This window comes from Parabacteroides massiliensis, from assembly GCF_900155425.1.
Lineage (GTDB): Bacteria > Bacteroidota > Bacteroidia > Bacteroidales > Tannerellaceae > Parabacteroides > Parabacteroides massiliensis.
The window spans coordinates 1,273,804-1,289,553 of sequence record NZ_LT700191.1 but is presented as its reverse complement, the minus strand read 5'-3'; the positions used below and the strand labels follow the sequence as shown (position 1 = coordinate 1,289,553).

Here is a 15,750-nt window from a genome sequence, read left to right as displayed (position 1 = left end):
GATTAAAAAGAATAACTCAACCCCAGCCCGGTACTGGCTCCTAAAACCGGATGATAAACAGTTGCAACATCTATCGTAAATCCGGACAGACAATATCCAATCCCCAAAGCGGGCAGGAGAGGAGCGGTTTGTACTCCCGCCCGTAGACGGAAGTTTCTGAATGGAACATATTCAATACCCATATTTCCTATCCACGTATGCTCTTTGTTACTTTCGAAAGTTCCTACTATCAACAAGCTGTTAATTATCTTCCATTGAAAACCTATTTGCACAGAATAACCGGTAAAGCATTTTATTTCAGTAGTATATTTATGGATATCAATAGAAGGAAAATTCATTATCAACATTCCAATCAACAGTTTGTCAACGGGGGTAAACAAGATTCCGATATCTGTGGAAAGTTGTTTGGGCACTTCTTCCGACAACTCGGTCTGTAGCATCTTATACTGGAAACCAACGCCTATCCTCCATCGATCGTTCAACTGTTTCCCGACCGACAAACGGAAAAGAGTTTCCCTATACTGATCATATCCGAAAGAAGAGATATCAACACCTACAGACAACAGCGGATTAGGATAGACAAAACCTATTCCCAGTGTTCCCAATTCCTTTACACCATAACGATTAAAGTATTCGAAATGAACAATTTTATCAGTATGCAGATCCACCAATGCCGGATTAAACAAAACAGATTGCGTAACTCCGTTTCCTCCCATCCCCAAACTACGGATATCAGGGATACGAAGGTTATCAACAGCATGAATGTTGACAGATACAAAAAACAAAACGGACAAACTTATTGATTTCATAGCAAGTTTTGTTTCTTTTTCATAATACAAGTTGTTTAAGTGATGATTATTTATGAATTTATACAGTCAGGATTGATAAATATGGAAAGATGGCCGAATGTTTCATAGTCTGTTGATTTTAGTTGTTCGTATTGCTACAAAGATACGGATTTCTATAATGGCTGCAACACATTAGCAACTTATTTACAGGACATATCCACGGCCTTTTTACCTCTGTCTTGCTATATATTGAAAATCAAAGTATGAAAGAGTGAAGGCACTTTTTCAATACTCGAAGCGATCGTATCGATTAGTCAAATTCTGTAAAACCGACAGATGCTATTCGCAAATCAATTACTTTTGTGAACGATGTTGAGAAAAGGCAAGTATAAAATATTGATAATATTCATGTTGTGCGCAATAGGAATACATGCACAAAAATTGAAGATCAATACCGTTCCTGAAGGATTGCAAAAAGCTTATTTGGATGGAAAGGATACAGTACCTATTGTCAACCTGCGGGAAATTTACATTTACCCGCAGGTAAAGTTTAAAAACAAACGCGAACAGGCACGTTACACCAAGCTGGTCCGTGATGTGAAGCGCACACTGCCTTATGCCAAAATGGTTTATGAAACACTGATCGAAACTTACGAATATATAGAGACGCTCCCCGATGAAAAGTCCCGCCAAGCCCACTTGAAGCGGATGGAGAAAGAACTTTTCCTGGAATATAAACCGCAGTTGAAAAAACTAACCTTCTCACAAGGTAAACTGCTTATCAAACTGATTGACAGAGAATGTAACCAATCGAGTTATAACCTGTTGAAAGCCTATTTAGGCAGTTTTCGGGCAGGCTTTTGGAACCTGTTTGCCGGCATGTTCGGCGCCAGCCTAAAAACCGAATACGATCCAAAAGGAAAAGATGCCATGACGGAACGGGTAGTCGTACTTGTCGAAAACGGGTTAATCTGACAACTGCTTGAAGAAATCCCAGATAATGATACCGGTAGTCACCGAAACATTCAAAGAATGCTTGGTTCCGTACTGCGGTATTTCAATGCACATATCACAGTTATCAACGACACATTGTTGAACACCTTTCACTTCGTTTCCCATGATAACGGCATACTTTTTATTCTTGTCCAACAACAACTTGTCTAACATCGTACTCCCTTCAGCCTGCTCGACCGCACAGACAGTATATCCCCGTCGCTTCAGCTTTTCAACAGCTTCCATCGTATCTTCGAAATACTCCCAGTCGACAGTCTCTTCCGCTCCCAAAGCCGTCTTGTGAATCTCGGCATGAGGCGGACAAGCCGTGATACCACACAGATAAATACTTTCCACCCTGAAAGCATCGGACGTACGAAACACGGATCCTACATTGTTTAAGCTCCTTACATGATCGAGTACAACAACCAACGGAATCTTTTTACTATCTTTGAATGCTTCCGGAGTCAGACGGTTCAGCTCTGTTATCTTTAACTTGCGCATAGCTATCATTTCTTTGTTTGCAAAAGTAGTGAATTAATGTGGATATGCCGTTGAAAAGCTATTGATAAGTGGTGGACACAAAATGAAAATTAATTCTTGCATTATTCAATTTGTTCGTTATACATCCTCTCATTTTTATTATGCAATAAAAGTAACGGATTATTTACTACGCCCTATCAACAGTGGTTATACACGTATTAACAGCCCTTGGCTACCATAAACTTTTACACATAGGTAGTTTTCAACCGCAAATCAATAAAGTCCGTAAAACAAAGAAAACCAATCTATAAAACAATAAATAGGATGTTGGTATCTATTTAATAAGTAGTTTACACCGTTTAATAACGAACCGGACAAGTATTGTAACAGAAATGTATTAACTGTTTCAACAGGCTATTATATTCATCATATTTAGATTTAAAATAAAGAATAAATAAGAATATAATAATATGATTGTGGATAACTCGGAGGAAAGGATGGTCAACTTGACATATGCTGATTTGCGGTACCAAACCTAACAAATTTTAGTTCTATTTCCTTGGTTTTATATATGTTTCTTAGGGAAAAATCAATAAAGTTTTTACCTTTGCACATTATCAACTATCGGTTGATAATAAGAGTAAAATGAAGATTATCAGGTATAAAGAGTAATGATAACTTTGTTGATAGACTGTAGATAGCGGTTTATACTCATTAGCGATTATTGAATTTTACAATCATTAAATACAGGTAACTATGTTGACAAACCAATCGATCGGATATATGGATGCACCCATTCCAAAGGGGTTGAACCTGAAGGAAGAGATAAATAGGATGCGTAAAGAAAAGAACGCTGTTATTCTTGCTCATTATTACCAGACGGGTGATATTCAGGATATAGCAGATTTTGTGGGAGACAGTTTGGCATTGGCGCAACAGGCAGCCAAAACGACGGCCGATATCATTGTTTTCTGCGGTGTTCATTTTATGGGTGAAACGGCGAAAGTGCTGTGTCCGGATAAGAAAGTGTTGGTCCCGGACCTGAATGCCGGTTGCTCGTTGGCTGATAGCTGTCCGGCTACCGATTTTGCAGAATTTGTAAAGCAGCATCCCGGTCATGTGGTTATTTCGTATGTGAATACGACTGCAGCCGTGAAGGCTGTGACGGATGTTGTGGTGACGTCTACCAATGCACGCCAGATCGTCGAAAGTTTTCCGAAGGACACGAAGATCATCTTCGGTCCGGACCGAAACTTAGGTAATTACATAAACGGTATTACCGGGCGCAAGATGGTGCTTTGGGATGGTGCTTGCCATGTACATGAACAGTTTTCGTTGGAAAAGATATTGGAATTGAAAAAACAGTATCCCGATGCGGAAGTCATTACTCATCCGGAGTGCAAACAGCCCGTTATACAGGTCTCAGACTTCGTAGGATCGACTGCGGCTCTTCTGAAGCACACTGTCAAGTCGGATAAGAAACGGTTCATCGTAGCGACGGAAAGCGGTGTTATTCACGAAATGCGCAAGCAGAGCCCTGATAAGGAATTTATCCCGGCTCCTCCCAACGACAGCACATGTGCTTGCAACGAATGTAATTTCATGCGTCTGAACACGATGGAGAAACTTTACAACTGTTTGAAATACGAACTTCCTGAAATCTTTGTCGACGAGCAAGTACAGGAAAAGGCAATCCGCCCGATCAAGAAGATGCTGGAGATATCGGAAAGGTTAGGGTTGTAAGAATTTTGTTAGATAAACGGAACTAAATAATATGATCCACTGTGGCATTTGTTTAATCCACAGTGGATTTTTATTTTTTATTTTATAACTGCGATTTTAGTAACTACGCTTTCTTTTGAATCTTCGGTGGCGGAAAGCACCAGATATATACCAGAAGCGACACGGGTGCCTTTGGCGTTCCGGCAGTTCCAGATAACCTGACCTCCTAAAGATTTCGTCTGATAGACCAGATTGCCATTCAGATCGGTGATTTTTACAATCGAGTTGTCCATCAATCCCGTGATAGTTACTTTGTCCCTGTTTTCGGGCCGTACGGGATTCGGATATGCATACACGTCCGAGTAGTCATCTTTTCCTTTTGTTGCTTCTCCTTTGTAGGAAACCAAACCTTTGTCGGAGCCGATGAATACTTCGCCTGTGTTTTCATTTATTTCTATGGAATATATTTTGTCAGACAGTAGCGGACTGTTGGATGTATTGAACTGATGGACGATTTCCTGGTTGTCTTCGCTCAGTACATAAACCCCGTTGCCGTCCGTTCCGATCCATTTCCGGTTTCCATTATCCACTTTGATGGTCGTTACTATCGCATTATCGAGAAAATAATAAGGAATACCTTCGTCGTTAAGCAGTTTCACACGTGTGCAACGTATAGATTGGTTGTTTTCTGTTGTTGCCAGTTTAGGATTTGTCAAGTATATGGCTCCTTTGTTGGTTCCAACCCATAGGTATCCGTTTTTGTCTTCTGCCATACAGGTGTAATTGTTGGGAGAAAAGTCATTACCGTCTGTGTCAATGAAGGTTTTAAATTCATAGGATGTCGCTTCATCTAAAGAGCTGCTGTTGGCAACGGCTGTCAGGCAGGCTTGGCTGGCTGGACGGGAGATATTGATCCATTTGTCGTTGTTCGAGGTGACGAGTATGTCGTTTACCGTGTATTTCCCGTTTAATGATTCGACAGACAGGCTGTGCCATTTTCCTTCTTTATCCAATATCTTGATAGCTTTGTCGACTTCTGAATTGGTCATCCACAGGTTTCCTTCCTTATCGAAAGCAAGTCCGTCTACACGACAATAAGACCCCGCATTGCCGTGTGCGTTTTCAAGCGGACTATTCGTTCTGTTATAAACGGCAGAAGGTTCTCTGTCTATAAATTGAAAAACACCATAACCGAAAGAAGATACATAAATGATTTCTTTTTCAGCATCATCGGTTGTGACGGCAATGCTGGTATAGTCTCTTGGCCATGTCTTTAGTTTATTCAGAACATCGGAGGGTTCCAATGCACCCCATTTTTCATAATCGTATATCATGACCGAGCCTGCCTTATTAAAGGAATTGGCACCGGTCAGGCTTTTTCCACCGGGTATAACGTATATTTTATCGTTTTCATATACGATATCATAAGAACTGTTGGAATATGGGCCATCCAAAATTATGGCTTCGTTTACGGCTTCGAACTGGTTGGCTTCTGTTCTTTTGATAGAACGCAGGCCTTTGCTTCCTTCGGCTATCCAATATTTATCAGTCTGATAAGTGCTGATATCTTTTATGGATAGATTACCGATCTGGTCAAAAGTTTTTGTATCTGTAAAAATATAGACTTGGGATGTGGCTATGCAAGCCAGTTTTTCTCCCACAATTTTCATATCGTTCATTTGTGTGTTATTGACCAAGGGAACGACAGTTCCATCCGATTCGTAGTAGACTCCTTTATTTTGAGACAGATAGAACAGTTTGTCTTTGAATAAGGATATTTTGTCAATGGAATTTTCGGATGGGAATCCTGCAATCGGATATGTTTTCCAGTTTGATCCGTCCAGCAGGTTGTCATTTAAAGAAGCGTATATGACCGTAGACTTTTGATCTTCTTTTGTGGAAGCATATATATTATTGTTGAAAATGGCACAAGATGTTATATTTTTAGATAAGTTATAGGTGTCGGTTATTTCTTTCTTATCCATGTTGACAACTACTATGCCGGATTGTATGGACAAATAGGCATATTCGTTATAAATCATAACGGAATTAAGCGATTTTTCTCTTAAGGAAGTTGTCATGTACAGATAAGGTATGTTTTTTACGGAACCTTCTTCCAGAATGTCTATATTGGAATTATTGTAGACAATCAATAATGATTTTGTTTGTTTGTTGTAGGAAATGGATTGGATATCCGTGTCGCTCAATCCATTTCCTTTATAATATTGTTTGATGCTGTTATCTTCTTTTCCGTATGTGTATAAAGCTCCTTCTGCTACGACAAATACTTGATCGGCCGATTCTTCCACACAATTGGTATTATTGTAGGAAAGATATGTTTTCCATCCGAGCGTATTGTCATTGACTGGCGAAGCGGAGAATGATAATAAGAAAAGTAAGATGACAGTTAATATATTTCTCATATTAATTACAATATTAAAATGTGTGATCTGATAAAAAAGCAGTCAGTTTTTTGACTGCCTCGGCACGGTGGCTGATCTGGTTTTTAATATCATTGCCCATTTCGGCAAATGTTTGCGAATAGGTATCGGGAACAAATATGGGATCATATCCGAAACCGCTTCCGCCTCTTTTTTCGCTTATGACCGTACCGTTGACGATACCTTCAAACAAATGTTCTTTTCCATTCAAGATAAGAGCGATTACCGTGCGGAAACGGGCTTTCCGGTTTTCTTTATTTTCCATTTCATGGAGAAGTTTGTCCATATTGGCTTCCGAATTATGTCCGGGACCGGCATAACGTGCCGAATATACTCCGGGAGCGTTGTTCAGAGCTTCTACTTCAAGTCCGGTGTCGTCAGCGAAGCAGTCATATCCGAAATGTTCTTTAATATAGCGGGCTTTTTGTAAGGCGTTGCCTTCTAACGTGTCTGCTGTTTCGGGTATATCCTCGTGGCAGTCGATATCTGAGAGGCTGATTATTTCTGCATATCCGACTGTAATTTTCCGGACTTCATCCAGCTTATGCCGGTTGTTTGTTGCGAATACAAGTTTCATGTTTGTTGCTGTTATGAATAAAAAAGCACTTCTATACGATGTATATATAACGTATGGAAGTGCTTTAAATTGTTTGGATGATTGTTTTATGTTTTTATCTGGTCAAACCCTTCTCCATATACCCCTCTGACAATGCTTTGAGAGATGAAAGCCTGATGGTCGATTTGTTTTACCAGGCGGAAAATAGAAACGGATTCTGATTTTTTAGCCAGCAATACAACGACTTTGACCGGTTTGCGGGAATATCCGCCTACACCGTCGAGAATGGTGCAACCACGGTCCAGGTCATGGATGATCCGCTCGGCTATTTCGTCGTATTTCTGAGAGAATATCAGGAACTGAACGGATTGACGGTTTCCGTTCAGGACGACATCGATTATATAATTGCTTACAAACATTTCAACAAAACCGAAAACGATTTTTTCGACATCATGGAACAGGAAAAATGAAGAACCGATGATGATAAAATCGCAGAACAGCAAGGCTCGCCCGATCGATATATTCCTGTATTTGTTCACAATAGCCCCGACGATATCCGTTCCACCAGTACTGCCGTTTGCCGAAAAAACAAGTCCGAGACCTGCTCCGCAGAGGAATGCGCCGATGATGATGGACATAAACGGTTGGTCGTGTAAAAGAGGTTGGCCTTTCAGAAGCCATTCGAAGAATGACAAGGAGGCTGACAGGGAGAACACTCCGAAAATCGTTTTTATCAGGAACTTGAATCCTAAAATTTTCAGTGCCGCCAACAGTAATACGATGTTTATGACAAAGTAAGATACTGAAACGGGGATTAATTCATTACTAGCAAAAAAGATCAAGGCGCAAATACCACTGACTCCACCGGTGATAATTTCATTCGACAGAATGAAAGCGTTGAAGCCAAAGCCGTACAAGAGAGTACCCAACAGGATCATCAGGTAATCTTGTACAGCAAAATAGACTTTGTCGTTTATAAGTTTCATATAAATAAATTTAGATTACGATGTTTACAATCTTTCCGGGAACAACGATAATCTTTTTCGGGGTCTTGCCTTCCATCCATTTGGCGGAATTTTCATGGGCAAGAGCGGCTTTTTCTATCTCTTCGCGGGGCATATCGGCTGGAAGTTCCATGCTGAAACGGGCTTTGCCGTTGAAGGAAATAGCATAAGTAAGCGAATTTTCTTTCAAGTATTCTTCGTTGTAGACAGGCCATTCGGCATCGCATACGGTAGTATCGTGACCGCAGGTGTGCCATAATTCTTCAGCAATATGAGGAGCGAACGGAGTAAGCAGAACGATTAACTGTTCCAGAATCGGCCGTTTGTTGCATTTCAGGCTGCTCAATTCGTTTACACAGATCATGAAGGCACTGATGGAAGTGTTGTACGAGAAATGTTCGATGTCGTATGTCACTTTCTTGATCAGTTTGTGCAATGATTTCAGTTCATCGGCCGTCGGTTCTGCATCTGTGATCTGCAAGCTGTCCGTATTGCCGAAGAACAATCCCCAGAGTTTTTTCAAGAATCGGTGCACGCCGTCGATACCGTTCGTATCCCACGGTTTGGACTGTTCCAACGGACCTAAGAACATTTCATACAGGCGAAGCGTGTCGGCACCGTATTTTTCGACAATCATATCCGGATTGACCACGTTGAACATCGATTTCGACATTTTTTCAACAGCCCATCCGCAAATATATTTGCCGTCTTCCAATACAAATTCCGCATCGTTATATTCCGGACGCCAGTTTTTGAAGGCTTCGATATCCAGTATATCGTTTGATACGATGTTTACGTCTACATGGATAGGGGTGACCTCGTATTGGTCTTTCAGGTTCAGAGATACGAATTTGTTTGTGCCGTTGATACGGTATACGAAGTTGGAACGTCCCTGGATCATACCTTGGTTGATCAGTTTCTTGAACGGCTCCTCTTCGCAGACGAGTCCTAAGTCAAACAGGAATTTGTTCCAGAAACGGCTGTATATCAAGTGTCCGGTAGCATGTTCGGTGCCCCCTATATACAGGTCAACGTTGCGCCAGTATTCGTCTATGTCTTTCGCAACCAAAGCCTGGTTATTGTGTGGGTCCATATAGCGCAGGTAATAGGCGGATGAACCGGCAAATCCCGGCATCGTACAAAGTTCCAACGGGAAGACAGTCTTGTTGTCTATTTTGGAAACTTCCGTGACCTCCTGTTTTACGGTGTCCCATGCCCATTTTACGGCATGTCCCAGAGGTGGTTCGCCAGTTTCGGTCGGCAGGAATTTATCTACTTCCGGCAATTCCAACGGCAACTTGTCTACCGGCAACATCTGCGGCATACCGTCTGCATCGTAATAGACAGGGAACGGTTCGCCCCAGTAACGCTGGCGGCTGAAGATAGCGTCGCGCAGACGGTAGTTCACCTTTACGCGTCCTAACTTATGTTCTGCCACGTATTTCTTGGTGGCGGCGATTGCTTCTTTTACGGTCAGGCCATTCAACGACAAGTCGCAATGAGGCGTCACGTCCGGTCTCGGTGAGTTGCAGACGATTCCTTCTTTTGCATCGAAGCTTTCTTCGCTTACGTCGCAACCTTCGATCAGCGGGATAATCGGCAGGTTGAAATGTTTGGCGAATGCATAGTCGCGGCTGTCGTGTGCCGGAACGGCCATGATAGCGCCTGTTCCATAGCCGGCCAGTACGTAGTCGCTGATCCAGACGGGCACGGCGTCTCCCGTGAACGGGTTGATTGCGTATGAACCGCTGAATACACCGGTAACGGAACGATCGGCGATACGTTCACGTTCCGTACGTTTTTTAGTGCGGTCCAGATAAGCGTCGACTTCCTGTTTCTGCTCCGGAGTCGTCAATTGTGCCACCAGTTCGCTTTCAGGAGCCAAGACCATGAAAGTGACACCGAACATTGTGTCGGCGCGGGTTGTAAAGATGGTAAACTCAAGGTCGCTGTCTTTTACTTTGAACTGGATTTCGGCACCTTCGCTACGGCCGATCCAATTGCGTTGTGTTTCTTTCAGCGAGTCTGTCCAGTCGATCGTGTCCAGTCCGTCCAGAAGACGTTGTGCATAGGCGGATACACGCAGGCACCACTGACGCATGATTTTTTGTTCCACCGGATAGCCACCACGTTCGGAAACGCCGTTCACCACTTCGTCGTTGGCCAGTACCGTACCCAATGCGGCACACCAGTTTACCATCGTTTCGCCCCGATAAGCGATCCGGTAGTTCAGCAGGATTTCCTGTTTCTCTTTTTCGCTTTTGGCTTTCCATTCGCCGGCAGTGAAATGCAATTCTTCGCTGCAAGCAACATTCAAACCTTCCGTTCCGGACTGTTCGAAAGTGGCAACCAGTTCGCTGATAGGACGTGCCTGCTTTTTATCATTGCAGTAGTAGCTGTTGAACATCCGGATGAATGCCCATTGCGTCCATTTATAATATTCGGGGTCGCAAGTACGGATTTCGCGGCTCCAGTCATAGCTGAAACCTATTTTGTCCATCTGCTCCCGATAACGGGCGATGTTTTTCTTTGTCGTTACTTCAGGATGCTGTCCGGTTTGGATGGCATATTGTTCTGCCGGCAACCCATAAGCATCGTAGCCCATCGGGTGCAGGACGTTGAATCCTTGCAGACGTTTATAGCGGGAATAAATATCAGAAGCAATATAGCCGAGCGGGTGGCCTACATGTAGTCCTGCTCCTGACGGATAGGGAAACATGTCCAATACGTAATACTTTGGTTTGTCGGCATTTTTTTCGACTTTATAAACTTTATTGGCAATCCAGTATTCGTGCCACTTTTTTTCAATTTCTCTGAAATTGTATTCCATGATTATTTATTGTTTATTTTATCGTTTTCTATTTAAAGCCACAAAGTTAGTGAATTTTGTAATACATAAAGGTTTGAAGCGTCAAATTGCAAGGATGGGCAGGACAAAATTTCATTCTGAAAGCAATGGATGGCAACTCGAAAAATACAATATCCCCCTTTAGGCCTCAAATGTACAATAAATTTCTGGTTTATAGCGAAATGATAAAAATGTCTGTTTCTTAAAAAATATTACCCTATAGGGAAATTTGAATTAGATAGGGTAGAAAATCGAATTAGATGGGGTAGTAGTTTCGATTCAGACGAATGGCTTTTTTGAAAATGAGACAATAAGGATGAAAAACAAGAAAGGTTCTGTTGGATAGAATAGATATGAGAGGGTAGGGGACACTTATAAAAAAATCCCCCGCAGGAGGGCGAGGGAACCTAATGTTTTCACAACGGAATAATCCTTATTGTGATTTGCTTCATTTTAGTAGAACAAATGTATGGAATAAAAGGTTTGTATGCAAATATATTTTAGAAATATTATTTATATATTTGGGAAAATAAAAATGATATACCATGAAAAGAATTTTGGGATTGGATTTAGGCACGAGTAGTATAGGGTGGGCATTGTTAAATGAAGGTGAAGGAGCCGAGGAAATATCATCAATCGTTCAGTTAGGTGTAAGAGTCAATCCTCTGACTGTGGATGAAATGCAAAATTTTGAAAAAGGAAAGAGTATTACAACCAATGCCGATAGAACCCTTAAAAGAAGCATGCGCCGTAATTTGCAACGATACAAATTACGGCGTGACGTGCTAATCGAGCTTCTGAAAAAAGTCGGGTTTATTACAGATAAAACGATCCTTTCTGAACAAGGGAATAGAACCACGTTCGAAACTTACCGTTTGCGGGCAAAGGCTGCTGAAGAAGAAGTCTCTTTGGAAGAGTTGGCTCGTGTGTTGTTGATGATAAACAAGAAACGAGGATATAAAAGCAGTCGGAAAGCAAAAGGAGAGGAAGATGGTTCTTTGATTGACGGGATGGAGATTGCCAAGAAATTGTATGATGAGGATTTGACTCCCGGACAATTTTGTCTGCAATTACTTGAATCAGGTAAGAGAACTTTTCCTGATTTCTATCGTTCAGATTTGCAGGATGAATTTGATAGGATATGGAATTTTCAAAAACAATTCAATCCTCAATCTTTTTGTGATGCAGCCAAAGAAGAGGTTAAAGGAAAAAATAAAAGTCAGACTTGGGCTATTCTGGCAAAATACTTTACATGGACCAAAGAGGTTAGTGTTTGGAACGAGAATGAGTCCAAAACAGAAAACCAAGAAAAAGAATATAGGCTTGTCGGTATTAAACGGACGGTGAAAGGGGAGGCATTGAAAAAGGAAAACTATCGTTGGCGTGTACAAGCTCTTACCGAGCAATTGGATTTGGAAGAGATAGCTGTAGTATTACAAGAAATCAATGGACAGATAAGTGCGTCAAGTGGTTATTTGGGGGCTATCAGCGACCGAAGTAAAGTCCTTTATTTCAATCATCAGACAGTTGGGCAATACCAAATGGCAGAATTGGATAAGAATCCCAACATGAGTTTGCGCAATATGGTATTTTACCGGCAGGATTATTTGGATGAGTTCAATGTGATTTGGGAAAAACAAACGGAGTATCATAAAGAACTGACACCGGAACTAAAGAAGGAGATACGTGATATTATTATATTTTACCAAAGGCGCTTGAAAAGCCAAAAAGGTTTGGTTAGTTTTTGCGAATTTGAAAATAGGGAAGTCATTGTCGAAAAAGACGGCAAGAAACAAACTAAAATTATAGGATGTAGAGTTATACCTCGATCACATCCGCTGTTTCAGGAGTTTAAGATATGGCAGACATTGAATAATATAGAAGTGTTTGTGGGCGAGAAAAGGAAAAAACGCAAGCAAACGAATGTTTCCTTTGGTCTGTTTGACAATACAGTGGATGCCTTGGCGATGGAAGGCAGACGTTTTCTGTATCAAGAAGAGAAAGAAATATTAGCCAAAGAACTTTCTTGCAAAAAAGATTTGACGAAAACGGAGGTGTTAAAACTTTTATTCGAAAATCCACAAGAGTTGGATATGAATTTCAAACAGATAGATGGCAATTGTACAGGGTTCGCTCTGTTTTCAGCATATAGCAAGATGATTGAAAAGTATGGTTATGAACCATTGGATTTTAAGAAACCGGCTGATGAAATAATCGCTCAATTAAAGGCTGTTTTTGTGGATTTGGGATGGAATACCGATTTGCTTTCCATCGATTTGGATAAAGAGGGTAAGGATTTGGAAATGCAACCTTATTTCAGGCTTTGGCATCTATTGTATTCATTCGAGGGTGATAATACGTACCGGAAATGGTAAATTGATTGAAAAAATCATGCAATTGTGCAGGGTTGAGAAAGAATACGCCATAGAATTGGCGAATATATCGTTTCAAGATGATTACGGAAGTTTAAGTGCTAAAGCTATTAAAAAAATTTTACCCTATTTGAAAGAGGGCAGTCAGTATGACATAGCTTGTGAGTATGCCGGCTATCGTCATTCCAAATCATCGTTGACTAAGGAGGAGATAGAAAACAAGGTTTTAAAAGACAAATTGGATATCCTTCCTAAAAACAGTTTGCGCAATCCTGTGGTAGAAAAAATTCTGAACCAAATGGTGAATGTGATCAATGCGGTTATTGATGCGTATGGAAGGCCTGATGAAATTCGTGTGGAACTGGCGCGGGAACTGAAAAAAAGTGCCAAAGAACGTGAGGAACTAACTAAGGTTATTGCAAAGAATACTCGTGAACATGATGAAATACGCAAATTGTTACAATCAGAATTTGGTATGATACATGTGAGTCGCAATGATATCATACGATATAAACTTTATGAAGAGTTGAAAGAAAATGGATATAAGACGTTGTATTCCAACCAGTATATTCCGAAAGAAAAACTTTTCAGTAAAGAAATAGACATCGAACATATCATTCCGCAGGCTCGGCTTTTTGATGATTCGTTGTCCAATAAAACATTGGAATATAGGGCAATCAATATCGAGAAAGGAAATAAGACTGCCTACGATTTCGTAAAAGATAAATATGGGGAAGAGGGATTACAGGAATATCTCAATCGTTGTGAAAATGTATGTAAGGACAGGAAAGCCAAACTCCGGAAATTAAAGATGGAACAGAGCGATATTCCGGATGGATTTATCGACAGAGATTTGCGGAATACGCAATATATTGCTAAAAAAGCTCTTGCCATGCTGAATGATATTTGTCGCAGAGTGGTGGCTACGACCGGTTCTATTACGGACAAGCTGCGGGAGGATTGGCAACTTGTGGATGTTATGAAAGAGTTGAACCTACCGAAGTATGAAGCCTTGGGATTGGTAGAGAGTTTTGAGGATAAGGATGGAAGAATAATCAAACGGATAAAAGATTGGACAAAGAGGAACGACCATAGGCATCATGCGATGGATGCACTAACTGTTGCGTTCACCAAAGATGTGTTTATCCAGTATTTTAATAATAAAAATGCCGCTTGGAAATCCGATTGTAAGGAACATACGAATATAGTAGGTATAAAGACCCGTTATTTTGAGTCGGGAAAGGCTGTTCCACCTATGCCATTAGGGCAGTTCAGGACAGAGGCAAAATGGCATTTGGAGAATCTGTTGGTTTCTATCAAGGCTAAGAACAAAGTAGTTACGACCAATGTGAATTGCATCAAAAAGAAAGGGGGAATATTCAAGAAGCACCAGCAAACTCCACGTGGACAATTACATTTGGAAACAATCTACGGAAGCCATAAACAATATTTAACGAAGATGGAAAAAGTGAATGCTTCTTTTGATGCAGCCAAGATTGCAACTGTAAGCAGGCAAAATTACAGGAATGCCTTGTTAAAGCGTTTGGAAGCTTTTAGAAATGATCCCAAGAAGGCGTTTACCGGTAAAAACTCGTTGGAAAAGAATCCGATCTATTTGGATAGGGCGCAAACCATGCAAATGCCGGACAGGGTACAAATAGTCGAATTGGAAACGGTTTATACGATACGTAAACCTATTGATCCTGGTTTGAACGTAGATAAAGTAGTAGATACGAAGATTCGTACTATTTTGGAACAACGCCTGAAAGAATATGGAGGAGATGCCAAGAAAGCATTTGTCAATTTGGATGAAAACCCTATATGGTTAAATCGGGAGAAAGGAATAAGTATCAAGCGGGTGAGTATTCGAGGAATCAATAATGCCCAATCGCTGCATGTGAAGAAAGATAAAAACGGGAATCCGATATTGGATGAAAACGGAAAACAGATCCCTGTGGATTTTGTAAATACCGGTAATAACCACCATGTGGCTATTTATCGTAAACCCGTCTTGGATAAAAAAGGACAGGAGATGTTTGATGAGGATGGCAATCTGATGTATGAATTGGATGAGGTTGTCGTTTCTTTCTTTGAGGCAGTAACACGGGCTAATTTGGGGTTGCCTGTTATCGATAAAGATTACAGAAGAAGTGAAGGCTGGCAATTCTTGTTTAGCATGAAGCAAAATGAATACTTTGTATTTCCGAATGAAAAAACAGGTTTCAATCCAATGGAAATAGATTTGTTGGATCCGAATAATTATGCGGTGATTAGTCCGAATTTGTTTAGAGTGCAGAAGTTTTCTTCTAAATACTATGTCTTTAGACTTCATTTAGAAACAACAATAGAGGATAAAAAGGAGTTACAAGAAATAACGTGGAAACGTATTACTTCATTAACTAAAATAGATAGAATGGTTAAAGTCCGAATTAACCACATTGGGCAAATCGTTTCAGTGGGAGAGTACTAAGCCTATTAGATATTGAAATAAAAAAGGTTGTATGCTATTTTCAAAAAGGTTGTACCCTTTTCCAAAATAGCAT

The 15,750-nt window shown here is 40.8% G+C and carries 8 protein-coding genes and 1 pseudogene; 3 read left to right on the top strand and 6 right to left on the bottom strand.

The window, feature by feature from the left end:
- Positions 1–2: 2 nt before the first annotated feature.
- Positions 3–809 (bottom strand): PorV/PorQ family protein, encoded by an 807-nt coding sequence (locus BQ9893_RS16385; protein WP_075967413.1) that lies wholly within the window; start codon positions 807–809, stop codon positions 3–5.
- Positions 810–1,157: 348 nt separating this feature from the next.
- On the opposite strand from BQ9893_RS16385, the gene BQ9893_RS16380 reads away from it, so the two are divergent.
- On the top strand, positions 1,158–1,763 hold the full coding sequence (locus BQ9893_RS16380; protein ID WP_075966927.1) for a DUF4294 domain-containing protein: 606 nt from the start codon (positions 1,158–1,160) through the stop codon (positions 1,761–1,763).
- Here BQ9893_RS16380 and BQ9893_RS16375 read toward each other — a convergent pair.
- On the bottom strand, positions 1,755–2,285 hold the full coding sequence (locus BQ9893_RS16375; RefSeq protein WP_075966926.1) for an RNA methyltransferase: 531 nt from the start codon (positions 2,283–2,285) through the stop codon (positions 1,755–1,757). The two genes, BQ9893_RS16380 and BQ9893_RS16375, sit on opposite strands and share 9 nt — an antisense overlap.
- A 735-nt stretch (positions 2,286–3,020) precedes the next feature.
- Between BQ9893_RS16375 and nadA the strand changes: the two genes are divergently transcribed.
- A complete protein-coding gene (nadA, locus tag BQ9893_RS16370) occupies positions 3,021–4,007 on the top strand; it encodes a quinolinate synthase NadA (RefSeq protein WP_075966925.1) in 987 nt (328 codons plus the stop codon).
- 77 nt (positions 4,008–4,084) lie between these two features.
- On the opposite strand, the gene porZ is transcribed toward nadA, so the two are convergent.
- The 4 genes from porZ to leuS all read right to left on the bottom strand — a co-directional run bounded on the left by porZ (position 4,085) and on the right by leuS (position 10,817).
- Positions 4,085–6,409: a type IX secretion system anionic LPS delivery protein PorZ gene (gene porZ, locus BQ9893_RS16365; protein ID WP_075966924.1), complete on the bottom strand. Its 2,325-nt coding sequence runs from the start codon at positions 6,407–6,409 to the stop codon at positions 4,085–4,087.
- A gap of 13 nt (positions 6,410–6,422) precedes the next feature.
- The gene (locus BQ9893_RS16360) at positions 6,423–7,004 is read right to left on the bottom strand and encodes a non-canonical purine NTP diphosphatase (RefSeq protein WP_075966923.1); all 582 of its coding nucleotides are present in this window, start codon (positions 7,002–7,004) and stop codon (positions 6,423–6,425) included.
- Between the two features lie 86 nt (positions 7,005–7,090).
- Entirely contained in the window at positions 7,091–7,969 is an 879-nt protein-coding gene (locus BQ9893_RS16355; protein WP_075966922.1) for a YitT family protein, read from the bottom strand.
- Between the two features lie 10 nt (positions 7,970–7,979).
- Positions 7,980–10,817, bottom strand: a complete 2,838-nt coding sequence (gene leuS, locus BQ9893_RS16350; protein ID WP_075966921.1) for a leucine--tRNA ligase — start codon at positions 10,815–10,817, stop codon at positions 7,980–7,982.
- Positions 10,818–11,380: 563 nt separating this feature from the next.
- Between leuS and cas9 the strand changes: the two are divergent.
- Positions 11,381–15,677 (top strand): annotated as a pseudogene (gene cas9, locus BQ9893_RS22455) (type II CRISPR RNA-guided endonuclease Cas9).
- Positions 15,678–15,750: the final 73 nt, after the last annotated feature.